The 23,003-nt window shown below is 65.9% G+C and carries 22 protein-coding genes; 10 read left to right on the top strand and 12 right to left on the bottom strand.

The genetic code is table 11. From position 1 onward, the window contains the following. The first annotated feature begins 46 nt into the window (after window positions 1-46). Window positions 47-1,165: a branched-chain amino acid ABC transporter substrate-binding protein gene (locus QX048_RS15000; RefSeq protein ID WP_315714776.1), complete on the top strand. Its 1,119-nt coding sequence runs from the start codon at window positions 47-49 to the stop codon at window positions 1,163-1,165. Between the two features lie 140 nt (window positions 1,166-1,305). On the opposite strand, the gene QX048_RS15005 is transcribed toward QX048_RS15000, so the two are convergent. Next, complete coding sequence (locus QX048_RS15005; RefSeq protein ID WP_315826475.1) at window positions 1,306-1,707, bottom strand: response regulator; 402 nt, start codon at window positions 1,705-1,707, stop codon at window positions 1,306-1,308. Window positions 1,708-1,944: 237 nt separating this feature from the next. On the opposite strand from QX048_RS15005, the gene QX048_RS15010 reads away from it, so the two are divergent. Both QX048_RS15010 and QX048_RS15015 read left to right on the top strand, forming a co-directional pair. Then, complete coding sequence (locus QX048_RS15010; protein ID WP_315826278.1) at window positions 1,945-4,719, top strand: PAS domain S-box protein; 2,775 nt, start codon at window positions 1,945-1,947, stop codon at window positions 4,717-4,719. Between the two features lie 199 nt (window positions 4,720-4,918). Next, window positions 4,919-5,917 (top strand): P1 family peptidase, encoded by a 999-nt coding sequence (locus tag QX048_RS15015; protein ID WP_315826279.1) that lies wholly within the window; start codon window positions 4,919-4,921, stop codon window positions 5,915-5,917. 2 nt (window positions 5,918-5,919) lie between these two features. Here the strand turns inward: QX048_RS15015 and QX048_RS15020 are convergent, their stop codons facing one another. Continuing rightward, a complete protein-coding gene (locus tag QX048_RS15020; protein ID WP_315749355.1) occupies window positions 5,920-6,684 on the bottom strand; it encodes an EF-hand domain-containing protein in 765 nt (254 codons plus the stop codon). A gap of 226 nt (window positions 6,685-6,910) precedes the next feature. Between QX048_RS15020 and rpe the strand changes: the two genes are divergently transcribed. Genes rpe through QX048_RS15040 form a run of 4 tightly spaced genes read left to right on the top strand, consistent with a single transcriptional unit; the run spans window position 6,911 to window position 9,548 of the window. Further along, the gene (gene rpe / locus QX048_RS15025; RefSeq protein ID WP_315719397.1) at window positions 6,911-7,612 is read left to right on the top strand and encodes a ribulose-phosphate 3-epimerase; all 702 of its coding nucleotides are present in this window, start codon (window positions 6,911-6,913) and stop codon (window positions 7,610-7,612) included. A 16-nt stretch (window positions 7,613-7,628) separates the two neighbouring features. Next, the gene (locus QX048_RS15030; protein WP_315749353.1) at window positions 7,629-8,114 is read left to right on the top strand and encodes an ureidoglycolate lyase; all 486 of its coding nucleotides are present in this window, start codon (window positions 7,629-7,631) and stop codon (window positions 8,112-8,114) included. Window positions 8,115-8,159: 45 nt separating this feature from the next. Further along, complete coding sequence (locus QX048_RS15035) at window positions 8,160-8,990, top strand: bifunctional allantoicase/(S)-ureidoglycine aminohydrolase (RefSeq protein ID WP_315750015.1); 831 nt, start codon at window positions 8,160-8,162, stop codon at window positions 8,988-8,990. Between the two features lie 42 nt (window positions 8,991-9,032). Beyond that, window positions 9,033-9,548, top strand: a complete 516-nt coding sequence (locus QX048_RS15040) for a hypothetical protein (RefSeq protein ID WP_315714782.1) — start codon at window positions 9,033-9,035, stop codon at window positions 9,546-9,548. Window positions 9,549-9,681: 133 nt separating this feature from the next. Here the strand turns inward: QX048_RS15040 and QX048_RS15045 are convergent, their stop codons facing one another. From QX048_RS15045 to QX048_RS15075, 7 genes are all read right to left on the bottom strand, one after another. Then, window positions 9,682-11,013, bottom strand: a complete 1,332-nt coding sequence (locus QX048_RS15045; RefSeq protein WP_315826280.1) for a dicarboxylate/amino acid:cation symporter — start codon at window positions 11,011-11,013, stop codon at window positions 9,682-9,684. Window positions 11,014-11,177: 164 nt separating this feature from the next. Next, the gene (locus tag QX048_RS15050) at window positions 11,178-12,635 is read right to left on the bottom strand and encodes a bifunctional serine/threonine-protein kinase/universal stress protein (protein WP_315826281.1); all 1,458 of its coding nucleotides are present in this window, start codon (window positions 12,633-12,635) and stop codon (window positions 11,178-11,180) included. 3 nt (window positions 12,636-12,638) lie between these two features. Continuing rightward, window positions 12,639-13,379, bottom strand: coding sequence for a metallophosphoesterase family protein (locus QX048_RS15055; protein ID WP_315714785.1), 741 nt, complete (start codon window positions 13,377-13,379; stop codon window positions 12,639-12,641). An 88-nt stretch (window positions 13,380-13,467) separates the two neighbouring features. Continuing rightward, window positions 13,468-13,626, bottom strand: coding sequence for a hypothetical protein (locus tag QX048_RS15060; RefSeq protein ID WP_315714786.1), 159 nt, complete (start codon window positions 13,624-13,626; stop codon window positions 13,468-13,470). 44 nt (window positions 13,627-13,670) lie between these two features. After that, window positions 13,671-14,279, bottom strand: a complete 609-nt coding sequence (locus QX048_RS15065) for a hypothetical protein (protein WP_315749351.1) — start codon at window positions 14,277-14,279, stop codon at window positions 13,671-13,673. Further along, window positions 14,276-14,947: a hypothetical protein gene (locus QX048_RS15070; RefSeq protein WP_315826282.1), complete on the bottom strand. Its 672-nt coding sequence runs from the start codon at window positions 14,945-14,947 to the stop codon at window positions 14,276-14,278. The genes QX048_RS15065 and QX048_RS15070 overlap by 4 nt, the downstream gene beginning before the upstream one ends. Continuing rightward, window positions 14,944-15,723 (bottom strand): MotA/TolQ/ExbB proton channel family protein, encoded by a 780-nt coding sequence (locus QX048_RS15075; protein ID WP_315749348.1) that lies wholly within the window; start codon window positions 15,721-15,723, stop codon window positions 14,944-14,946. Before QX048_RS15075 ends, QX048_RS15070 begins: the two co-directional genes overlap by 4 nt. A gap of 194 nt (window positions 15,724-15,917) precedes the next feature. Here QX048_RS15075 and QX048_RS15080 point away from each other — a divergent pair, with 194 nt between their 5' ends. Together QX048_RS15080 and QX048_RS15085 are read left to right on the top strand one after the other, a co-directional pair. Then, a complete protein-coding gene (locus tag QX048_RS15080; protein WP_315749346.1) occupies window positions 15,918-17,276 on the top strand; it encodes a histidine kinase in 1,359 nt (452 codons plus the stop codon). 10 nt (window positions 17,277-17,286) lie between these two features. Beyond that, window positions 17,287-17,934 (top strand): response regulator transcription factor, encoded by a 648-nt coding sequence (locus tag QX048_RS15085; RefSeq protein ID WP_315714791.1) that lies wholly within the window; start codon window positions 17,287-17,289, stop codon window positions 17,932-17,934. Window positions 17,935-17,951: 17 nt separating this feature from the next. Here the strand turns inward: QX048_RS15085 and QX048_RS15090 are convergent, their stop codons facing one another. Beyond that, window positions 17,952-18,539 carry a TetR family transcriptional regulator gene (locus tag QX048_RS15090; protein ID WP_315826283.1) on the bottom strand — a complete coding sequence of 196 codons (588 nt, stop codon included), beginning with the start codon at window positions 18,537-18,539 and terminating at the stop codon, window positions 17,952-17,954. Beyond that, window positions 18,536-18,709, bottom strand: a complete 174-nt coding sequence (locus tag QX048_RS15095) for a hypothetical protein (RefSeq protein ID WP_315714793.1) — start codon at window positions 18,707-18,709, stop codon at window positions 18,536-18,538. The genes QX048_RS15090 and QX048_RS15095 overlap by 4 nt, the downstream gene beginning before the upstream one ends. A gap of 281 nt (window positions 18,710-18,990) precedes the next feature. Here QX048_RS15095 and purB point away from each other — a divergent pair, with 281 nt between their 5' ends. Further along, complete coding sequence (purB, locus tag QX048_RS15100) at window positions 18,991-20,301, top strand: adenylosuccinate lyase (RefSeq protein ID WP_315826284.1); 1,311 nt, start codon at window positions 18,991-18,993, stop codon at window positions 20,299-20,301. 12 nt (window positions 20,302-20,313) lie between these two features. Here the strand turns inward: purB and QX048_RS15105 are convergent, their stop codons facing one another. Then, window positions 20,314-22,749, bottom strand: a complete 2,436-nt coding sequence (locus QX048_RS15105) for a DUF2235 domain-containing protein (RefSeq protein ID WP_315826285.1) — start codon at window positions 22,747-22,749, stop codon at window positions 20,314-20,316. Window positions 22,750-23,003: the final 254 nt, after the last annotated feature.

The raw sequence follows: 23,003 nt of genomic DNA on the forward strand, positions 1-23,003 counted from the left end.
GCCGTTCGGGCCGTTCCGTGTCGACCTACCCCCGCGAGGATTTCTCATGAAACCACTCAAACTCATCGGCTTGGCTCTGGGCGCATCGCTGGCGCTCTCGACTGCTGCCTTCGCCGAAGACATCAACATCGCCGTGGCCGGCCCGATGACCGGCAGTGAATCGGCCTTCGGCCGCCAGATGCAGAACGGCGCCGAGATGGCGGTCGCCGACCTCAATGCCGCCGGTGGCGTGCTCGGCAAGAAGCTCGCACTGCAGGTGGGTGACGATGCCTGCGATCCGAAGCAGGCGCGTTCGGTTGCCGAAAAGCTCGCCGGCTCCGGCATTCCGTTCGTCGCCGGCCATTTCTGCTCGTCGTCGTCGATCCCGGCCTCCGAGGCCTATGCCGACAGCAACGTGCTGCAGATCACGCCGGCCTCGACCAACCCGCTGTTCACCGAGCGCAAGCTGTGGAACGTGGCGCGCGTCTGCGGCCGTGACGACCAGCAGGGTCTCGTTGCCGCCAACTACATCGCGAAGAACTTCAAGGGCAAGAACATCGCGATCCTCAACGACAAGACCACCTACGGCAAGGGTCTCGCCGACGAGACCAAGAAGGCGCTGAACAAGGCCGGCGTCACCGAGAAGATGTTCGAGTCCTACAACAAGGGCGACAAGGACTTCAACGCCATCGTCTCCCGCTTGAAGCGTGACAACATCGATCTCGTCTATGTCGGCGGCTATCATCAGGAAGCCGGCCTCATCCTGCGCCAGATGCGCGACCAGGGCCTCAAGACCATCCTGATGGCGGGCGACGCGATGAACGACAAGGAGTTCGCTTCGATCACCGGTCCGGCCGCGGAAGGCACGCTGTTCACCTTCGGCCCCGAGCCGCGCAACAAGCCGAGCGCGAAGGCGATCGTGGACAAGTTCAAGGCCAAGAACATCGATCCCGAGGGCTATACGCTCTACACCTACGCCGCGATCCAGGTCTGGTCGCAGGCCGTCAAGAAGGCCAACACCACCGACGCCAAGAAGGTGATGGACACCATCAAGGCCGGCGAGTGGGACACGGTGCTGGGCAAGCTCGGCTTCGACGCCAAGGGCGACATCAAGCAGATCGACTACGTCGTCTACAAGTGGGACGCCAAGGGCGGCTACGCCGAGCTCGGCGGCAAGGGCTCCTGATAGAACTCCTGACCGTCTCGATCATCATCAGCAAAATACAAACGCCCCGGTCCTGGACCGGGGCGTTCTGCTGAGCGCTTGGTTCGTCGTTGAGGCCCGCCCACCGTGGGGAACCACGTCGTACAGAGGAACAGACCGGCTCAGCCGGCACAGGCCGAAAGCGATGGGGCCCCCTTCGCCGCCACTGCTGCACGGGCCGTTTCAACGGCACGCATCAGCTCGGCCGGGCGGAACGGTTTCTGCAGGTAAACGACACGGGTCAGCTCGTCCGACATCGACGCGCCATCGAAGGCAGTCATGCCGGAGACGGCGACCACCGGAACGTCGGGAACCAGCGCGCGCATACTGCTGACCAGATCGAGCCCGTTGGAATCATCGAGATAGATGTCGACGATGACGGCATCGAATGCCTGGTCGCGGAACAACTGCAGTCCGGACGCAGCGGTTCCCGCTTCGACCACGTCGAACTGATTGACGCGCAGCACCATAGAGATCATGGCGCGCACATCCTTCTGATCGTCGACCACCAGAATCCGTGGCATCAACTTCTCCAGAATTTTTCCGTTGGACAGCCTACAACGTAGAAAGAATTCGGACACAACTATGAGTATATTTATCCCATTTGCGGTAAAGGTGCGGTTACTCCAACTATCGACTCATTCTACAGAACGATCCGATCTGGTACCATACAACCTTCATTAGAACAGTGATTTTCTTCGCGCACCAGCTGTAAAGCCTCCCCTCTTGCACGTCGGCTCTGTTGCGCAGGACCCTTGGAGATGCCGAGCATCAAGGATCATCGCGAAGTCCTCCTGTCGACGTCCACCGCGACGCGCCGAGACCAAATCGCAGCACTCGCCGCGGTTGCGATCTCGACCTTGCTGTTTGCCGCCGCCGCTCCCTTTGCCAAGGTGCAGTTGCCGCCGGTGCCTGCGTTCGTCGCGAGCTACCAGTCGGCGCTGGCGCTGAACGATCTCATCACCGCGTTCCTGCTGTTCTCCCAGTTCGTGCTGCTTCGCTCGCGACCGTTGCTGTGGTTGGCCTCCGGTTACCTGTTTACCGCGCCGGCCTCGCTGCTGCACACGCTGGTGTTCCCAGGCCTGTATTCTCAGACCGGCCTGCTCGATGCAGGGCCGCAGACCGCAGCCTGGATCTACATGATCTGGCACGGCGCGTTCCCGTTGTTCGTTCTGGTCTATGCGCTGCACGACCGTCTCCGTCCGGCACCCGTTGGGTCGGTTGCGCTGTCTCTCTCGGTCGCCGTGCTCGGCGTCGCGATTGCACTTGCGGCACTCACCTGGGCGGTGATCGCCCATGATACGGCGCTGCCCGCGCTCGTCCGCGATGACGCTGCCACTCCGGCTTTGAAGATCGTGATCGGCGCCATCTGGTGCGTAACATCGGCTGCCCTGCTCGTCCTGGCGTTGCGCAGGCCGCACAGCATTCTCGACCTCTGGGTCATGGTGGTGCTGTGCGCTTGGCTGTTCGATCTCTCGCTCTCCTCGCTGCTCAACGCCGCCCGGTTCGACCTCGGCTACTATGCGGGCCGCATCTATGGCTTGCTGGCAGCGAGCTTCGTCCTCGGCGTCCTGCTCGCCGACAATGTCAGGCTGCAGACGAGGCTCACGCGGCTGCTGCAGCAGCAGCGCCGGCAGAGCGAAAGCGAGCGGGCACGCTTCATCGCGCGGGAGCGGCTGTTCAGCGCTGTGGTGGAATCCTCCAACGACGCCATCATCACGCTGACGCTGCAGGGCAAGATCACGTCCTGGAATCGCGCCGCCGAACACCTGTTCGGATACGGCGCAGACGAGGCGCTTGGCAACGACATCGGCCTGATCGTGCCCGCCGAACGGCGCAGCGAAGTCGATCGCATCCTGAGCCGGATCGGCGGCGGCGAGAAGATCGAGCATCACGAGACGATCCGCCGCCACAAGGACGGCCGCGAGATCGAAGTATCGCTCGGCGTGTCGCCGATCCTCGACGCGCATGGTGTGATCATCGGCGCCTCGAAGGTGGCGCACGACATCACCGAGAGCAAGCGCACCCGAACCGCCCTGACCCGTGAGACCGAGGAGCGCCGCCGCATCTTCGAGACCTCGCAGGACCTGATCCTGGTTGCCAACTCCTACGGACAATTGATGCAGGTCAGCCCGAGCGCGCTGGACGTGCTCGGCTACCGGCCGGAGGAGATGGTCGGCCGCAATGCCAGCGACTTCGTCTATCCGCCCGAGCTCGAGGCGGTCCGTAGCCAGATCCGCGCCTGCCGCCGCGGCCGCGACGTCCGTAATTTCGAAGCGCAGCTCATGCACAAGGAAGGCCGCGGCGTCGTCCTGAACTGGATGGCGAGCTGGTCGGAGCCGGTGCAGCGCCACTTCTTCGTCGGCCGCGACCTCACCGAGAAGCGCGCGGCCGAGGCGCAGTTCCGCCAGGCGCAGAAGATGGAGGCGGTCGGTCAGCTCACCGGCGGCGTCGCCCACGACTTCAACAACATCCTCACCGTCATCACCGGCAGCATCGGCATTCTTGCCGACGCCGTGTCCGACCGGCCGGAGCTCGCCTCCGTCGCCAAGCTGATCGACGACTCCGCCGACCGCGGCGCGCAGCTCACGCGGCAGTTGCTGGCCTTCGCCCGCAAGCAGCCGCTGCAGCCGACGGATCTCGACGTCAACGCCCTGTTGAACGAGACCGCAGCCTTGCTGCAGCCGACGCTCGGCGCGCAGATCGAGATCGAGCGTATCCTTGACGCCGATCCCTGCACCGCGCTCGCCGATCCGAACCAGCTCGCCACCGCGGTCATCAATCTCGCGCTCAATGCGCGTGATGCGATGCCGCAGGGCGGCAAGCTCACGCTGGAGACAGCGAACGTCACGCTCGACCGGGACTATGCCGACGTCCATAGCGAGGTCATCGTCGGTGACTACGTGATGATCGCCGTGAGCGACACCGGCTGTGGCATTCCGCCGGCCTATCTCGAGAAGGTGTTCGATCCGTTCTTCTCGACCAAGGGCTCCGGCAAGGGCACGGGGCTCGGCCTCAGCATGGTGTTCGGTTTCGTCAAGCAGTCCGGCGGCCACATCAAGATCTACAGCGAGGTCGGCCACGGCACCTCGATCAAGCTGTATCTGCCGCGCTCGGCGTCCGCTCCGGCGGCCAGCGCGGGCTTGCAGGCGCCAGACGCGCGCGGCGGCAATGAGACGATCCTGATCGTGGAGGACGATCCGCTGGTACGCCAGCACGTGATCGCCCAGGTCGGCAGCCTCGGCTACACCACCCTGGCTGCAGCCAATGCCGCCGAGGCGCTCGACGTGCTCGATCGCCATCCGGAGATCGACCTGCTGTTCACCGACGTCATCATGCCCGGCGCCATGAACGGCCGCCAGCTCGCCGACGCCGCGCGGGTGCGGCGGCCGGCGCTGCGGACGCTGTTCACCTCGGGCTATACCGAGAACGCGATCGTGCACCACGGCCGCCTCGACGCCGGCGTGCTGCTGCTGCCCAAGCCTTACCGGAAGCCAGAGCTGGCCCGCATGATCCGTATCGCGCTGGAGCGCTGAAGCACGCGCCCGGATCGGCGTAAGCGACATCCGGGCCCACCGGCGCGGCACGTGAGACCCGGATGTCGCCTGCCCCTTCGCGCCCGCTGGACGCAAGCGGGGCGCTCATACCAGCGCCGAGGCGCGTGCCCTCCTGCATTGAGGCCTCGCGCCGGCCGCGCTATCCATCCGGCATCATCATCTGCAGCGAGGGACGATCGTGCAGAACCTCCTCACCGACATCCCCGGCGTACGCGTAGGCCATGCCCATGACGCCGCGCTCGCTTCCGGCGTGACCGCGATCCTGTTCGATCAGCCGGCGGTCGCCGCGATCGACATCCGTGGCGGCGGACCCGGGGTGCGCGAGGATGCGCTGCTCGATCCTGCGAATACGGTGGAACGGGTCGACGGCATTGCCCTGTCGGGAGGCTCGGCGTTCGGGCTCGAGGCCGCGAGCGGCATTCAGGCGTGGCTGGCGGAACAAGGGCGCGGCTTTGCCGTGCGCGACGCGCTGATCCCGATCGTCCCCGGCGCGATCGTGTTCGACCTCTTGAACGGCGGCAACAAGGCCTGGGGCCGCTACACGCCGTATCGCGAGCTCGGCTACGCGGCGGCGGCGGCGGCCAGCACGACCTTCGCGCTCGGCAGCGTCGGTGCCGGGCTCGGCGCCACCACGGCCAACCTGCAGGGCGGGCTCGGCTCGGCGTCGGCGACGACGACAGGCGGCATCAAGGTTGCGGCCATTGTTGTGGTGAATGCGGTCGGCAGCGTCACTGTCGGCGACGGTCCCTGGTTCTGGGCGGCACCGTACGAGATCGACGGCGAGTTCGGCGGCCGCGGCCTGCCGGCCGCCTTCACGCCGGACATGCTGGCGATGCGCATCAAGGGCGGCCCGGCAGCATCGGCCTCCGAGAACACGACGATCAGCCTCGTCGTGACCGATGCCATCCTGACTAAGGCGCAGGCCAAGCGGCTCGCGATGATGGCGCAGACCGGCATGGCGCGCGCGATCTATCCGGTGCATCTGCCGCTCGACGGCGACATCGTGTTCGCGGCCGCGACCTGCACCAGGCCGATCGAGCCGCTGGTCGAGCTGAGTGAGCTCGGCATGGTCGCGGCCAACGTCCTGGCGCGCGCGATCGCCCGCGGCGTCTATCACGCGAGCCCGCTGCCGTTCGCCGGCGCGCTGCCGTCCTGGCAAGGCCGCTTCGGCAGTTGAGCTTACGCGCTGACCGCGGTCGTTGAAGACGTCGAGGCCGACAGCATGTTGGACTGCCGCTGGATCAGCTTCTCGATCATGTTGTAGGACGAGGTCGCAGCGTTGGACGCGGTTGTGGCTGCCGGCGTCGTCAGCGTCACCTTGGAGCCGTCGGCATAGGTGATGGTGGTCGTGGTCGAGCCGTCGCTGTTGGTGGACGAGGAACTCGAGGCGCCCGACAGCGCCTGCATCAGCGCATCTGCGCCCGCGCTGGATGAGGTGCCCGAGCCGCCGCTCCCGCCCGCCTCCTGGTGATGATGGTGGCCACGTCGCCCCTTGGCGCCCTGCAGCGCCGAGGACAGCTCGTCGAGGCTGACATTGCCGTCGCCGTTCGTATCCAGCTTGCCGAACACCTTGTCGGCATTGGCGACGTTGGTGCCGCCGGCGCCGAGCGCGCTCTCGAACTCCGATTTGCTGATCTGACCATCGCCATCGCCGTCGATCTGCGAGAACAGGTCCTGCAGCGGATTGGTCGATGAGCTTGCGCTCGACGACGCGCCCGACTGGCTCTGCGCTGCGAGCAGCGCGCTCATGGTCTCCGGCGCGATCTGCCCCGAGCTGCTGCTGCCGCCCGCGCTCGACCACGGGCTGAAATTGCCGGAGCCGCTCGCCCCCTTGGTGTCGAGGCTGAACGGACCGCCGCCCGACTTGCCGGAGCCCGACTTGGTCGAGCCGAGCGACTGCAGGCTGTCCAGGACCGACGAGGCGGCCCCCAGTGCAAACCACATGGCGAAACTCCCGCAAGGCCGCCCACGCGGCGGCAGAACATCTTCCCACCGCCGTCGCAATCCCCATGCCAGCGCCAAACCGCTGATATGTCCAGATATTTCGCGATGTTACGGTGGCCTGAACCCGGCAGATCGTGCCGTGCCCGGCAGATTTTTCCCGCTCGCGTTGCCGCAGCCGGCCCTGCATGATACGGCGACATCCCCGATCGTCCTGGAACAGCCGCCCATGACCCAGTCCTTCACGCCGCGTCCGCTCGTCATCGCGCCATCGATCCTGGCGTCGGATTTCTCCAAGCTCGGCGAAGAGGTGCGCGCCGTCGATGCCGCCGGGGCCGACTGGATCCATCTCGACGTCATGGACGGGCATTTCGTCCCGAACATTTCCTATGGCCCGGATGTCATCAAGGCGCTGCGCCCACACACCACCAAGATCTTCGACGCGCATTTGATGATCACGCCGTGCGATCCCTATCTCGAGGCCTTCGCCAAGGCCGGCTGCGACCACATCACGGTGCACGCCGAGGCCGGACCGCATCTGCATCGCTCGCTGCAGGCGATCCGCGCGCTCGGCAAGAAGGCCGGCGTTTCGCTCAACCCGTCGACGCCGCTCAACGTGATCGAATACGTGCTCGACCTCGTCGACCTCGTGCTGATCATGTCGGTCAACCCCGGCTTCGGGGGCCAGGCGTTCATCGCCTCGGCGATCGGCAAGGTGCAGGATCTCCGCGCGATGACCGCGGGCCGGCCGATCGACATCGAGGTCGACGGCGGCGTGGGCCGCGACAATGCCGGCGCGCTGGCCGCGGCCGGCGCCAACGCCTTCGTCGCGGGCTCGGCCGTGTTCAAGGGTGGCACGACAGAGGCCTATCGCAGCAACATCGCCGCGATCCGCGATGCCGCCGCGTCGGCACGCGGCGAAGCGATCTGAGCCGCACGGACCCGGAATGCATAAGCTCACGCCGCAGCCGCTGACGAAGGCAGCGTTCGCTGCCTTCGGCGACGTTGTCGAGACCGACGGCGCCGAGACGATCGAGATCAACCAGGGCTTCGCCCACCGCTGCAACGGGCTGGCCGCCATCGACGTGACCTCCGGTGGCGCGGCCGTGAACATCAGCCTGTTCGAGGCCAGGCCGCGGCCGCTGCCGATAGAGATCAAGCTGATGGAGCGGCATCCGCTCGGCACCCAGCTGTTCATGCCGCTGCAGGACCGCCCCTGGCTGGTGCTGGTCTGCGCCGACCCGCGCAATCCCGCGAGCTACCGGGCCTTCACGGCGAGCGGCCGCCAGGGCGTGAACTACGCCCGCAACGTCTGGCACCATCCGCTGCTGGTGTTCGACGAGGCCTCGCGCTTCATGGTGGTCGATCGCATGAGCCCGGACAATCTCGAGGAGCTGTGGCTCGATGAGCCGCTGTATTTGAGCATCCCTTGAATGTGGGCGCGCGAGATCGACGATCCGCGCGCAGGAGAGACGATGATGGACAAGCCGAACTATTTCGTCCCGCAGGGCGGCCACCCGCCGCAGACCGACCTGCTGACCGGCCGCGCCGTGTTCACCGAGGCGTATGCCGTCATCCCGAAGGGCGTGATGCGCGACATCGTCACCTCGGCGCTGCCGTTCTGGGACAAGACGCGAACCTGGGTGATCGCGCGTCCCCTCTCCGGCTTCTCGGAAACGTTCTCGCAATACATCGTCGAGGTCTCGCCCGGCGGCGGCAGCGCCCAGCCCGAGCCGGATCCGGAGGCCGAGGGCGTGCTGTTCGTGGTGTCAGGCGAGATCATGCTCACCATCGCCGGCAAAGAGCATCGCCTGGGCCATGGCGGCTACGCCTTCCTGCCGCCGTCCTGCAAGTGGACGATGCGCAACGACAGCCAGGCGCCCGCGACCTTCCACTGGATCCGCAAGGCCTATGAGGCCGTTCCCGGCATCGCCGTGCCCGAGGCCTTCGTCACCAACGAGGCGACGATCGCCCCTGCCGCGATGCCGGAGACGCAGGGCCGCTGGGCCACCACGCGCTTCGTCGATCCGCTCGACGTTCGCCACGACATGCACGTCAACATCGTCACCTTCGAGCCCGGCGCCGTGATCCCGTTCCTGGAGACGCATGTGATGGAGCACGGGCTCTATGTGCTCGAGGGAAAGGCGGTCTACAAGCTCAACCGCGACTGGGTCGAGGTCGAGGCCGGCGACTTCATGTGGCTGCGCGCCTTCTGCCCGCAGGCCTGCTACGCCGGTGGCCCCGGCCGCTTCCGCTACCTGCTCTACAAGGACGCCAACCGGCACATGAAGCTGCGGCCGTTCAGGTGAAGGCCAGCAGCATCCGCTGAATGAGTCCTGGATACACGGCTGATGTCGACCGTTCCCGAACGCCTGGAGAGCTTGATCGAAGGGGAATTGGCTGAGCTGTCCGACAAGCGTGTGCTCTCGCATATCCGCGGCATGCTCGTCGCACCTCACATGGTGCTGCGCGATTGGGACTATGGCCAACCGGGGGAGCAATATCCCTGCTGGTTCGTGCTTCGCGATGCACAATCCGGTGCCGAGATCGCCTATTGTGAGCACGGCTTCGGACCGGGCTGCCCCTGGGGCCTGGTGAGTTCTGCGCACGAACCGGAGTTCCGCCATATGGGCATGGACTCCGGCTGGTTCACCTCGTTTCTGGATGCATTTTTCGATTCTTTCGCCTGCGTGGCGCTTCTAATCTGGAAGGTGATCAACATCGATGCTGACGGAACCCGGACCTGTCTGACCGCCGAAGGCGCGTGGGAGAGCACATGGCAGCGGGTCTACGAATTGCGCAATCATGATCCGAGCGGCCGCTATGAATGCGGCCACGACATCGGCTATCGCAAGACTGCCACCTGATGCGCTCGTCGAATCTTCGGCCGCAACCGCCGACGAAGAGCTTCTCCTCATCGGCCTCGAACACCGGCTCGATCGCGCGATCGACCAATCCACGCCGTACTCGCTCCCTCATTCTCCCCCTAGTGATCCTCCCTCACGCCCCCTGATACTCCACCTCTTCCGCCGTGCCGCGGTCGAGCACGGCCTTCGCCTTGGCATGGTCGAGGTCGTCCTCCCAGGCGGCGACGACGACGGTGGCGACGCAGTTGCCGATCAGGTTGCCGACGGCGCGCGCGATGCCGACGAACCAGTCGACGGACAGCACCAGCACCAGACCGATGGCGGGGATAGCCGGCACGGCGCCGAGCGTTGCGGCCAGGATGACGATGGCCGAGCCGGGCACGCCATGGGCGCCCTTGGACGTGACCAGCGACACGCCGAGCACCAGCAGCAGGTCGCTGACCGACAGCGGCGTGTTGGTGGCCTGGGCGATGAAGACGACGGCGAGCGTCAGGTAGATCGAGAACGCATCGAGGTTGAAGGAATAGCCGGTCGGGATGACCAGGCCGACGACCTCCTGCTTGACGCCCATCGCCTCGAGCTTGCGCATGATCTGCGGCAGCACCGAGTCGGACGACGCCGTCGCCAGCACGATCAGGAGCTCCTCCTTCAGGTAGCGCAGGAACTTGAACAGGCTGAGGCCGGCCATGCGCATCACGAGGCCAAGCGCGGTCACGACGAACAGCGCCACCGAGACGTAGAACAGCACGACCAGCGCCAAGAGCTGCTTGAGCGAGCCGACGCCATATTTGCCGACGGTGAAGCCGATGGCGCCGAGCACGCCGAGCGGCGCGACGCGCACGATCAGCCCCATCGCCTTGAACAGCACCTTGGCGACGGACTCGATCAGGTCGACCATGGGCTTGCCGGGCTCGCCGACCAGCGCCAGGCTGACGCCGAAGATCACCGCGAAGAACAGCACCTGCAGCACGTCGTTGCGGGCAAAGGCGTCGAACGCGGTCGGCGGAATGATGTTGAGGATGAAGCCGCCGAAGCCGCCGCCCTGCAGCTTGTGGGCGTTGTCGGCGAAGCTCGCGAGCTGCTTGGCGTCGAGCTTGGAGACGTCGATGTTCATGCCGTGGCCGGGGCTGAAGACCAGCGCCAGCACGAGGCCGAAGGCCAGCGCGATCGTGGTCATGCCCTCGAAATAGACCAGCGACTTGACGCCGACGCGGCCGACCTTCCTGAGATCGCCGGCGCTCGCAATGCCGTGCACGACGACGCAGAACACGATCGGCGCGACCACCATGGCGATCAGACGCAGGAAAGCGTCGCTGAAGAATTTGAGCCCCTGGGCGGTCTCGGGCGCGAAGACGCCGATCAGGATGCCGAGCACGAGCGCAGCCACGACCTGAAAGAAGAGCGAGCCGAACAGGCCTCGCTTCGGCGCGGCTGTCCCCGCCATGCTCACATCCGTTGCCGCCATTGATCGTCCCCCCTCAGAAAAAAACCGACACGTTCCGCACGCGCCGGATCACTTTGGAGGGGGAACTTTCGAAACGCAACCGCAGCCGCGCCTCACTTTTCAGCCTGTGCATGCCGTTCTGACTGTCGTGCTTGGAGGCGCCGTGGATCTTCATCGCATGTCCATCATTCCCCCGACACGACCCTTGCCGGCGCATCATCATCGTCGCCCTCGGCCTCCCGTGCCGCGAGCCGTGTCCGCACCACGGTCACCGTACACCCCGCCTCCGCGGCGACCTTCGCCGACACGCTGCCGAGCAGCGAGCGCAGCACCGAGTCGCGCCGGGCGCCGATGATGATGTGGTCGACCTGGTTGGCCTCGGCGAATTCGATGATGGAGGCCGCCGGATCGACCGCCTCCAGCACGTGCACCGTCAGCCGGCTGGCGTCGAGCTTGAGCGGCGTCGCCCAGTGCTTCAGCGCGACCATGCGGTCGATGTGCTTGTTGTTGCCCTCCTCGTCCAGGGTGCGGTCGATGGTGAGACGCCCGAGCTTCAGCACGTTGACACAGGCGAGCCGCGCCGCGGGCAAAGTGGCGAGGATGCGCTGCGCGGTCAGCCGCAGCGCGCCGTTGAGCTCCTCGCCGCCTTCCACGGTGTCGATCGCGACCGCCACGATCGGGCTGGAGGCGATCTGCATCGCGACGTCGGATGTTTTCTGTTCCGGCTGCACCAGGCCGCGGTTGAAGCGGCGGCGCCACACGGCCGTGATCGGGTCGCGCTTGACCTTCTCCGCACGCGCCGTCAGCTTGACCTGGTCGGGATGGCCGAGATCGAAGGCGAGCTGCGCCGCGGTCGGGTAGCGCCAGACCGGCTCGATCTCCAGGCAGCGCAGCACGATCTCCTGCAGCCACGGCGGATAGTCCGGCTTCAGCTGTCGCGGTGGATAGGGATCGCGCCACAGCCGCCGGCGCATGCCGCGCAAGGTCTCGGTCTCGCCGAACGGCCGCACGCCGGTGGTGAAGAAGTAGAGCAGCACGCCGAGCGAAAAGATGTCGCTGCGCGGATCGCTACGCGTACCCATCATGCGCTCCGGCGCCATGTAGGGCGCGGTGCCGTAAGGCAGGCGGAACTCCTCCTGCAAGAGATCCGGCAAGTGCTTGTGGCAGGACAGGCCGTAGTCGATCAGCACCGCCTCCCCCGTCGGCCGGAACATGATGCTGGAGGGCTTGATGTCGTGATGGATGACGTGCTGCCGGTGAATATCGGCGAGCGCGGTCGCGATCTTCGCGACCAGCACCCGCGCCTCCTCGTAAGCCAGCGGCAGCTCGGGCAGCCGCTTGTACAGCGTATCGCCTGGAATCTGCTCGATCACCACATAGGCCTGGGTGGCGAAATCGCCGGTGCCGAAACAGGCCGGCACGTGCGGTCCCGACAGTTTTGGCAGAATCATCTGCTCCATCTCGAAGCTGACGATCGCCGCAGGATCCTCGCCCTCGGAGACGCGCGGCACCTTCATCAGGATGGGCCGGTCGATGTCCGGGTGGGTGACACTCCACAACGTCGCCATGCCGCCGGAATGCACGCATTCACCCACCGTGAAGCCGTCGATCACGACGCCCGGCTTGAGCCTTGATTTCGTCATGCTCTAGCGCCCCATCGAGAGCCGCTGCGCCAGCCAGGGCGGCAGGCCGTTGTCGCGAATGCGCTGCGCCGCCGCCTCGACGTCATAGGGCACGCGGCAATAGGTCAGCTCGCGGGTCCTGGTGTCGAAGGTCACGAACGACGCGGCCGGATCACCGTCGCGCGGCTGGCCGACCGAGCCGACCACGGCCAGCCATTGCCGGCCGCGCAACAGCTGAATGGGCATGTTGGCGGTCGGGGTGAAGCTCGTCATCTTGGCGGTGGCGGACATCGAGTACAGCGCCGGACGGTGGATGTGGCCGCAGAACGTCACCTGCGCCTCGGTCGCGATCATGCTGCGCGCGGCATCGGCGGACGACTGCACATAGCGCCAGCGCGGCGGGCTGGACGCCTCCGCATGCACGAACAACCGGTCGTCGTCACCGATACTCATCGGCAGCTCGGCGAGAAAGCGGCGCTGCTCGGCGCTGAGCCGCCCGCGCGTCCACTCCATCGCCGCCTGCGCCTCGGCATTCATGCTCTCGCTCGCCGTCGAAACGGCATTGTCGTGATTGCCGCGCACCGCCAGCCCGCCCTCGGCGACGATCTCCATGACGGTGTCGACCGACCATTCCGGATCGGCGCCATAGCCGACGATGTCGCCGAGACAGATGAGACGATCCGCGCCACGCGCACGCGCCGCCTCCAGGCAGGCCGCGAAGGCCTGCCGATTGGCATGGATATCGGTGAAAATCGCCAGCAGCAACCCGTGTCCTCCGGTTCTCAAGGCTAGCGGCCGTGGCCACACGAGACTTGAGGAACATCAAACAAGATAGGCGGAGAGATGCGGAATGTCAGCGTTGCAGGTCCCCTGCGATGCGCCGGTGCGGCTTTCTTCCCTGGGTAAAGCCGAAGCCCAGGAACTTGCGGTGGTTCGGTCTGGCGACCGCGCTCTTGACCTTGTTGACCTTGAGCTCGAGGCGCCGTGCCAGGAACGTCCCGATGCTCGCCATTACCCGCGCGCGAGCTTCGCGCGGGAGGATACGGCCGCAGCCGCCTACTGCTCGTCCTTCGGCGGCATGCGCGGCGGCAGCAGTGGCGTGAACGAGACGCCGTCGCCGGCGTTCTTGGCGGCCTTGAACTCGCCGGTGGAGGGATCACCGCCGGCGGTCTCGATGATCGTCTTCGGCAGAATGTATTCGCGCGCGGCGTCGATGACCCCGCCGTCGCCGGTGCCGAAATCGGCGGCGCGGCCGCCCTGCGGATGGCCCGCCGCGATCTGGTCGGCGGCGTGCTGAGCCTTGTCGGCAAGTGTGTCGCTGTAGGGAATACGATAGGCGCGCGGCACGCCGCTCGGACGGTTGTCGTCGTCCAGCGCCTCGACCCACAGATAGACCGCGCCGGGATCGCCCTCGACGGAGTGCGGATCGACGATCCGCACCTGCAGCACCTTGAAGCTCCTCGGCAGCCGGTCGACGCTGGCCCAGCCGAGCAGGCCGCGGGCGCCGGCGAAGCTGCCGACATAGAACGCACTGGTGATGACCACGGCGACCGCCTTGGCCTGCCAAGGCAGCCTTGCATAGACCAGCACCAGCAAGAGCAGCGCGCCGATCAGCGCGTAGCACACGGACAGCGTGACGATGACGGTCTGCAGACTGCTCATCATCGCCTGATCACCCTGACGCCGGTCTTGGGATCGAGATCGGCGCCATTGCGCCAATTGCTGCGGAACGTCTCCAAAAGCGATTTCGGTCGGCGCTGCACGTCGATCACCTTGCCCTCGGCATTGAGCTTGAAGCGCAGCGCCGTCTTCTCGTCGCCGGAATGGTCGAGCACGACCTTGTCGTCGAAGATCACCTGCGCGGTCGGGTTGAGCTTCTGCACCTTCACGGTGGCCTCGACCGGCGCGCCGCTGACGTTCTGGAAATGCGAGATGTTGACGGTGTATTCGCCGGCGACGATTCCTCTGATGGTCACGATCTCCTCGCGGATCGGCGACGGGATCTTCAGACCGTTGACCAGGATGAAATCGTTGGCGCCGCCGCGGTCGTCGCGATCGAGGGTGAGGAAGCCGGCCTCGCGATGCCGGTACCAGGCGATGTTGCCGACGGGGTCCTGCACGAACAGGTCGAGATCGTCGGGATGATTATCCGGCCAGTCCATCGTGATCAGGAACTCGGCCTTCGAGTCGACCTTGCCGTCCTTGGCGTCCGGCGAGATCGCGAGCACCGCGATGAAGAAGAAGAACGCGACGATCTGCAGCGCCTTGAACAGCATGACGCTGAACGGGTCGAACTGCTCCTCGCGCGGATAGAGCCCGAAATCCTCCATCATGCGCCCTGCTCCGGCGCGCGATCCATCGCGCGCTCGAGCCGCGGCGTCACCCGCGTCTCGGTGAGCATGACCGCGTCCGAAAACACGCGCCCGGTCGCCGCGTCCAGCATGTAGTACTGGATGCGCACCAGGATCGAGCCGACGAGGCCGGCGAGCGTCGTGTACATCGCCACCGCCATGCCGTCGCTCATCAGCCCCATCGAGGATTTCATCGCCAGCTTGTCGTTGACGTCGAGGCCGGCAATCGGCGCCAGCATGATGATGAAGCCGATGATGGTGCCGAGCAGGCCGAGCTTCATCAGCGTGTCCGATGCGAAGCCGCCGAAGCCGTTGGAGCCGCGCAGGCGGTCGGCGAGCGTCCGCAGCAGCAGCGTCTGGTCGAGCCGCCCTGCCCCTTGCGTCCGCGCCTTGGTGACGAGGCTGCGGATGTGGTTGGTGACCAGCCCTTTGGGAAGCAACTGCGCATCAGGTTCGAGCGCGCGCGCCGCATCGGGCCCGATCAGCACGGCGCGGCAGCGCCGCGCCGCATCCGCCTCGCGCGCGATCGCTCTGGTGCGCCAGAAGCAATGGCAGCACGTGGCGACGTAGAGCACGGCGATGACGCTGGAGATGTAGGTGCGGTCGGAGGCGACCATCAGGTGGAAATAGCCGTAGCGGGCGAGCACCACGCCGGCGAATATCGTGAGGCCGGTGAAGATCATCCAGAGCAGCAGCGGCCCGCGCTCGGCTGCGTCGCGCGCAGGTTCCACTCGTTCGGCACTGCTGACCACGCTCATGCATGAACTCCCGATGCGCGCCGTTTCGTTCGGCGCTTCGCAGACGAGTTAAGCAGAGCAGCGGAACAGCGTCCAAAGACATCTGCCTCGAGGCTCTCGGGAAAATTTCCCAACCTGCCGCTTGCTGCAGTGCATTTGCTTGGCGGAGCACCAGCCCATTGTTACGCTGCGGCAAAAGCCGTGGAGAGGATCGCATGCGTCTCGTGCTCCAGCTCATTGCGCGCCTTGCGCTGATCGTGCTGCTGTGTCTGGCCGCCGCGGCCGTATGGGTCACCGTTGACGCCTATCGCAGCGTCGACCGCGCCACCGCGGCATCGGCCGACCGGGTCTCGCAGGCGCTGGAGGCGCTGTACTGGCGCGAGCTGCTGCTGCGCGGCAACCGATCGCGCGAGCGGCTGCTGCCGCTGCCCGACTGGCGCACGACCGAGACCATGAAGCTGATCGCGCCCGGCATCTGCGTACAGTTCAAGCCCGAGGCCGCATTCGAGAAGCCGCTGTGCGGCCAGAGCAAGGGCCTCGGCGCCGCGCCGCCGCGCTGGTTCTCAAGCGCCGTGGAAGCCATCCTCGGCGATCACGCGGCGGTCGCGCAGCCGATCAGCGCGCGCGCCACCACGGCGGGAACCGTCTCGGCGATCGCCGATCCCGATGCGGCGATCCAGCTCGCCTGGCTGCGCATCCAGGACAGCTTTGGCGTGGCGCTGGCGATGGCGGTCGCGATCGGCGTACTGGCCTCGCTGGCGATCGCCCATGCGCTGGCGCCGGCGCGCAGCATCGTCTCGGCGCTGCAGCGGATGGCCGAGGGCGACCACCGCCCCTCGCTGCCGCGCTTCCGCTCGATGGAGCTCGCGATGATCGGCCGCGCCGTCGGCGAGCTCGGCGACCGGCTGGCGCAGGCCAATGAGCAGCGCGCCGCGCTGACCGAGCGCCTGCTCGACATCCGCGACGAGGAGCGGCGGGCGCTCGCCCGCGAGCTGCACGACGAGTTCGGGCAGAACCTCACGGCGATCCTCGCTTTTGCCTCGACGATCGAGAGCGCCGGCAACGGCCGCAACGATCAGATCGCCCAGGACGCACGCATGATCACGCGATCCGTCAGCCATCTGATGGCGTGCCTGCGCGGCACCTTGAGCCGACTGCGCCGTCCGCTCACCGAGGAGCTCGGCCTCGCCGCAGGCCTGATCGCGCTGACCGAGAACTATCAGCACGCCGCGCGACCGGCGATCCGGCTCGACCTCCACGGTGATCTCGCCGACATCCAGGGCCCGGTCGCGGTCACCGCCTACCGGATGGCGCAGGAGTGCCTGACCAACGCCCTGCGCCACACCAGTGCGAGCGAGGTGTCGTTGCGGGTCGAGCGGCGCTCCGGGCCCGACGGTGCGCTGCTGATTTCAGTCGAGGACGACGGCGGCGGCGATGCGACCCTGCTGGCGCAATCGAGCGGCTTCGGCCTGACCGGAATCCGCGAGCGCATCGCCGCCGTCGGCGGCTCGCTGTCGATCGGACCGGCCGCGCGCGGGCTCAGCGTCTCCGCGACAATTCCACTGGCCGCCTGAGATTACGGGGATGCCCGAGCGCACAGGCATTTCGATCCTGCTGGTCGACGACCACCCGGTGGTCCGGCAAGGCTATCGCCGCGTGCTGGAGAGCCAGGACGGGTTTCGAGTCATCGCCGAGGCCGACAGCGCCGCGGCGGCCTATGCCGCGTTCAAGGCGCATGCGCCCGACGTGGTCGTGCTCGACATCTCGATGAAGGGCGCCAGCGGGCTGGAGGCGATCCGCAATATCCGCGCTCGCGACAATCGCGCCTGCATCCTCGTGTTCTCGATGCATGGCGAGGCGCCGTTGGTGAAGGCGGCGTTCGCCGCCGGCGCGAGCGGCTTCGTCACCAAGAGCAGCGAGCCGTCGGCGCTGGTCCGTGCCATCCGCATGGTGATCAGCGGGGAGCGCGCGCTCAGCGACGACGTCGCCCATGTGCTGGCCGCCGACAGTCTCGATCCGCAGCAGACCGTGCTCGACCGGCTCGGCGAGCGTGAGATCGAAATCCTGCGCCAGTTCGCGTCGGGCCTGACCACCGAGCAGATCGCCACGAACCTGCACCTCAGCGTCAAGACGGTGCAGAACTATCATTATCTGGTGAAGGCCAAGACGGGACTGCAGACGGATGCGCAGCTGGTGCGGCTGGCGGTGACCAGCGGGCTGACGGATTTGTAGCCCGGATGAGCGCGCGCCTAGCGCGCCTGAAGTCCACGGAGCAGCAGGGTCAGCACGGCATCGACGCGGGCCGAGCAGGTGCATTCGCCCCATTCCTCAGCGTGGGCGGGATGATGGAAGCTTCGGGTCGCGTCGAAGATCGCCGCGGCCGCGGTCTTGGGATCAGCGACATCGAACGTCCCCTGCGCGACCCCCTCAGCGATCATGCCCTCGACCTGGGCGATCAGGTTCTGCTTGTGCGCCTTGACCACCGAGCACGCCTCGCGCGCCAGGGTGAGATAGGTCGCGAACATCTCCGGATCTTCACAGACCCGTTTCTGCTTGGCGCCGAACAGCTCGCGCAGCCAGCGCTCCAGCTTCGCCGGCGCCGGTCCCGGCTCGGCCGCGATCTGCGCCAGCGGCGCGCTGACCCGCTCGAGCCAGCGGTTGGCAACCGCCTCGCGCAGCGACGCCTTGCTCGGAAAGTGACGGTAGACGGAGCCGTGGCTGACATCGAGCGCTCTCGCGACGTCGACGACCGTCGCTTTGGCGAGCCCATAACGGCGCAACACGTCCTCGGTGACTTCGAGGATGCGCTCGGATGTCAGAACCACGGCCTCATTCATGCGTGCACCATATCGGCGTCGGACGTATTCGCCTTGATCTGGATCGTCTCAGCCTGGTCGGCGGACGATGGCGCGCGAAACCTGGTGGCCTGGGCCTCCAGGTGACGCGCGACCTGGAGATTCAGCCAGTCCTGAAATTGTGAGTGCAACAATCGCTTTTCAATCTTCATCGAAGCGGTCCTTCGCAGTTGAAACCGCTGAACCCAAGGTCAGACAGTGGAAGTTGGTCTTAAGCAAGATGGCAGGATCGACATACACCATCGCGCTGACAGATTTCAATATCTGTCAGCTCGATTTTTTGAAAATGGTATTATGATCCGGTAACGGCATGCCGAGCGGCCGGAAAGACCGCCGTTTGTGTCGATCCGGCCGCTCTGGTAAAGCGCGGCGTAAAATGCCGGCGCGGACGCCTGGTCCCGCCCACCTTCCCTCCCGCCTCGGAGCGCCGTCGATGATCCCCCGCTATTCCCGTCCCGAAATGGCCTCGATCTGGGAGCCGCAGACCCGGTTCAAGATCTGGTTCGAGATCGAGGCGCATGCGGCGGACGCGCTGGCGGAGCTCGGCGTGATCCCGAAGGAGGCCGCCAAGACGATCTGGGCCAAGGCCAAGGACGCCACCTTCGACGTCGCCCGCATCGATGAGATCGAGCGCGAGACCAAGCACGACGTCATCGCCTTCCTGACCCATCTCGCCGAGATCGTCGGTCCCGAGGCGCGCTTCGTGCACCAGGGCATGACGTCATCGGACGTGCTCGACACCTGCCTCAACGTCCAGCTCACCCGTGCGGCCGACCTGCTGCTCGCCGATCTCGACCGCGTGCTGGCGGCGCTGAAGACGCGCGCCTTCGAGCACAAGATGACGCCGACCATCGGCCGCTCGCACGGCATCCACGCCGAGCCGGTGACGTTCGGTCTCAAGCTCGCTTATGCCTATGCCGAATTCTCTCGCGCGCGCGAGCGCCTGGTCGCCGCGCGGAAGGAAGTCGCGACCTGCGCGATTTCCGGCGCCGTCGGCACCTTCGCGCAGATCGATCCGCGGGTGGAGGAGCACGTCGCCAAGGCGATGGGCCTCAGCCCCGAGCCGATCTCGACCCAGGTGATTCCGCGCGACCGCCACGCGATGTTCTTCGCGACCCTTGGCGTCATCGCATCGTCCGTGGAGCGCCTGGCGACCGAAGTGCGCCATCTGCAGCGCACCGAGGTGCTCGAAGCCGAGGAGTTCTTCTCGGAGGGCCAGAAGGGCTCGTCGGCGATGCCGCACAAGCGCAATCCGGTGCTGTCGGAGAACCTCACCGGTCTCGCCCGCATGGTGCGCGCCTATGTGACGCCCGCGATGGAGAACGTCGTGCTCTGGCACGAGCGCGACATCTCGCACTCCTCGGTCGAGCGCATGATCGGCCCCGATGCCACCGTCACGCTCGACTTCGCGCTGATCCGCCTCGCCGGCCTGATCGAGAAGCTCCTGGTCTACCCGGCCAACATGGAGAAGAACCTCGACAAGCTCGGCGGCCTCGTCCACTCGCAGCGCGTGCTCATCGCGTTGACCCAGAAGGGCGCGAGCCGCGAGGACTCCTACAGACTGGTCCAGCGCAACGCGATGCCGGTCTGGCGCGGCGAAGGCGACTTCCGCACCCTGCTCAAGGCCGATGCTGACGTGAAGAAGTACCTGACCGACGCCGAGATCGACGAGCAGTTCGACCTCGGCTATCACCTCAAGCACGTCGACACGATCTTCCGGCGCGTGTTCGGCAGCGCCGAGTGACGGCGCGCGCCGTCACAGCTTCTTGAGCGAGACGGCCGCATTGCCCTTGTTGTTGAAATAGAACCGGTACAACAACCAGGGAAATAGGATGGAGGTGTCGTTGACGTAGACGAACACCTCCCCATCGCTGCGTGCGGTGAACTCGGCCGTCCAGCGGCTACTGCCGGGTGCTTCGGGTCGGAATGTGGGGAGATGCTCCTCCAATCCCGTGCTGCCCACCCGCACGATGGGCGCGAACCAGTTCGACCAGATCAACCGCTTGAACGGCACGCCCGGTAGCTGCGTCCAGGTCCCGTAACCAAAACCGGCCGGGGATGCAGGGATGCTGCCGTCGCTCCATCCCTCTCCGACATCGAGCGTGATCTGATACGTCTCGTCCTGCGCCACGCTAAGCGCTGTCGGATAGCAATGGTGGCGCGTCTCGAACAACGGCCGGATACTTCCATTGTGCCATGCGCCGATCTCTGTCTCGTTGACCTCGGTCGGCCTCAGTGTTGCCTTGCAGAACAGACCGGCCGTGTTGGCCGCGCCGAACGCCAGCCACCAGAACAGCCAGAACATGATGCCGGTCGGGAAGATCCACGATTTCAGGACGTAGAAACCGGCAACATACCAGCCCTGGCGTCGCAGCGAATAAACCGTCGCGCGCCAGCCGGTCACCGGCTTGTGCCGGGATGGATCGTTCCAGGCGATGCGTGCGGCGTCGCGGATCGTTCGCTGCAGTGAGGTGCCCCACGCCGTCAAGCCGAGCGCAGCGGCCACACCGACCACCAGCAAACCCGGCGAATCCCGAAACGCGACGAACCATGGGTCGAGAAATTTGGGCAAGAAGGCTGCCGCTCCGTTGACCAGCGGATTTACCAGCCCATGCAAGGGCTCATAAAGCACGCGCGGCCAATAGATGACGAAATATGGGATCGCCGCGACGAACAGCAGCGCGAACATGGTGGCGAAATAGACCACGCGGCGCAGCCAGACCCAATTCCAGACATCGTCCTGCACCCGCGTCCGCGCGTGCCCGTGATCGAGCGGATGCAGCGCATCGACCGGCGTATCGGTCTCATCCGTGACGCGGTAAGCGGCGGGTACGACCACCGGTGCATAGTGATCGGGACCCGACCCAATGCGTTCGAACACGGTGCGGTGGATCGTCGGCTTCACCGGCGGCAGAGGTGGCTGCGGCAGGCTCGGATGCAGATCGTCAGCAAGAAGCCCGGTCTGGGCCTTGAACGGCGAATGAAGCAGCCACTTGATGCGACTGACATCGTACCGGAGCGATAGCTTGTAGGGCGGCGCGTCATAGATCTCGCGCAGATTGCGCGGCTTGTAGCGGTAGTAGGCCGCAAGCCCCTTGCGCGAGTCGTTCAGCGTGTCGAGCGGATCGATCTCGGGATCGTAGAGCAGCCTGCGCCGCCCGTCGAGATAGACGAGACCATAGGCCTGGGCGCGGTCGAGCATCCAATCGAGCGTCACATAGGAAAGGCCATCCTGCGGATAGCCGCCGCCGATGTCGGAATGCACGCCGGTAAACCACACCTGGCTGATGCGCTCGCGGTCACGTGGCGGCAGATCGGTGCGCAGATGCGGCGGCGGCTCGGCCAGTTTCGCAGCCGCGCTGCGCGGATCGTGGTCGATGCCGAACAGCCAGTCCTTCTTGTCACTGCGGCCTGAAACAGCCTCGTCCCGTCCCCACACATAGCGCTCATCCCAGATCACCGGGCGGAAGGCGTCACGCTCCTCCTCGATCGCGAGGGCGTGGCAAGCGCGATGGATCTTGGAATTCATGAACTGGTCCGGCATCGACAGCGGCCAGATCCAATAGTCAATGGCGCGCGTCATCTCCTCGATCGGCCCGCCGTAGGCGTCAACGGTGTCCCAAATGCCGACGAAATGCACGCTCTCGACCTCGACTGCTGGCGGAGCCTGCAGCGCCACGCCCTGCACTCTGCGCAGCGTTCTAATTCCCCAGTCGCGCACTCCGCGCAGGTCCAGGCCGATCTTGCCGAGATATCTGAGAATTCCGCTATTGTAGCGACGCCGATAGCGGCGATAGGCGTCTGCGGCGAACCGGGCGAGATCGGCTTCATTGTCGTCGTAGGCGACGAGCCCCTGCCCCGCGATCATTGCCGCCACGATACGGATGGTGAAGGCACCGCGGCTGAACCCGAAGCAGTAGATGCGGTCGCCCGGCTTGTAGTTGCGACAGCAGAAGCTGTAGATCGCAATCACATTCCGCTTCAGGCCGAAGCCGAAGATGCCGCCGAGGGCTGCGAACAGCTTGAAGGAGGACGTTCCGACGCCATCGTCATAAAAGGCGACTTGCCGGCGCGGATCGCGCAGGTCCAGCAGCTGGAACAGGCGCCAGACATTGGTCTTGAACACGGCCTTGGCGCTGTTGCCGGTCCCGTCCGACAACAGCACGATGTTCTTTGCAACAGGATTGGACACGAGGCCCCCCGACCAGAATGCCGGCAGGGAGATTGGTCCGCAATTGCAGGAAAATCAAGGCACAATCCCTGCGCGAGCCCGCAGGACCACCCGCTCAGTTCTCAGCACCGCCCGTCATCCGCAAGGCAACATCGTCGCTTGATCCAATGCGGTCATCGAACGGGGGACGGCTTATCGAGGCGCGACTGACAGAGCGGCACGCATGGAATCACTCAAAAATGATCAGCAGATGCCTTTGTGCGGTTGTCCGACAT

Origin of the sequence: Bradyrhizobium sp. SZCCHNS30572 (assembly GCF_032484415.1) — a bacterium.
Lineage (GTDB): Bacteria > Pseudomonadota > Alphaproteobacteria > Rhizobiales > Xanthobacteraceae > Bradyrhizobium.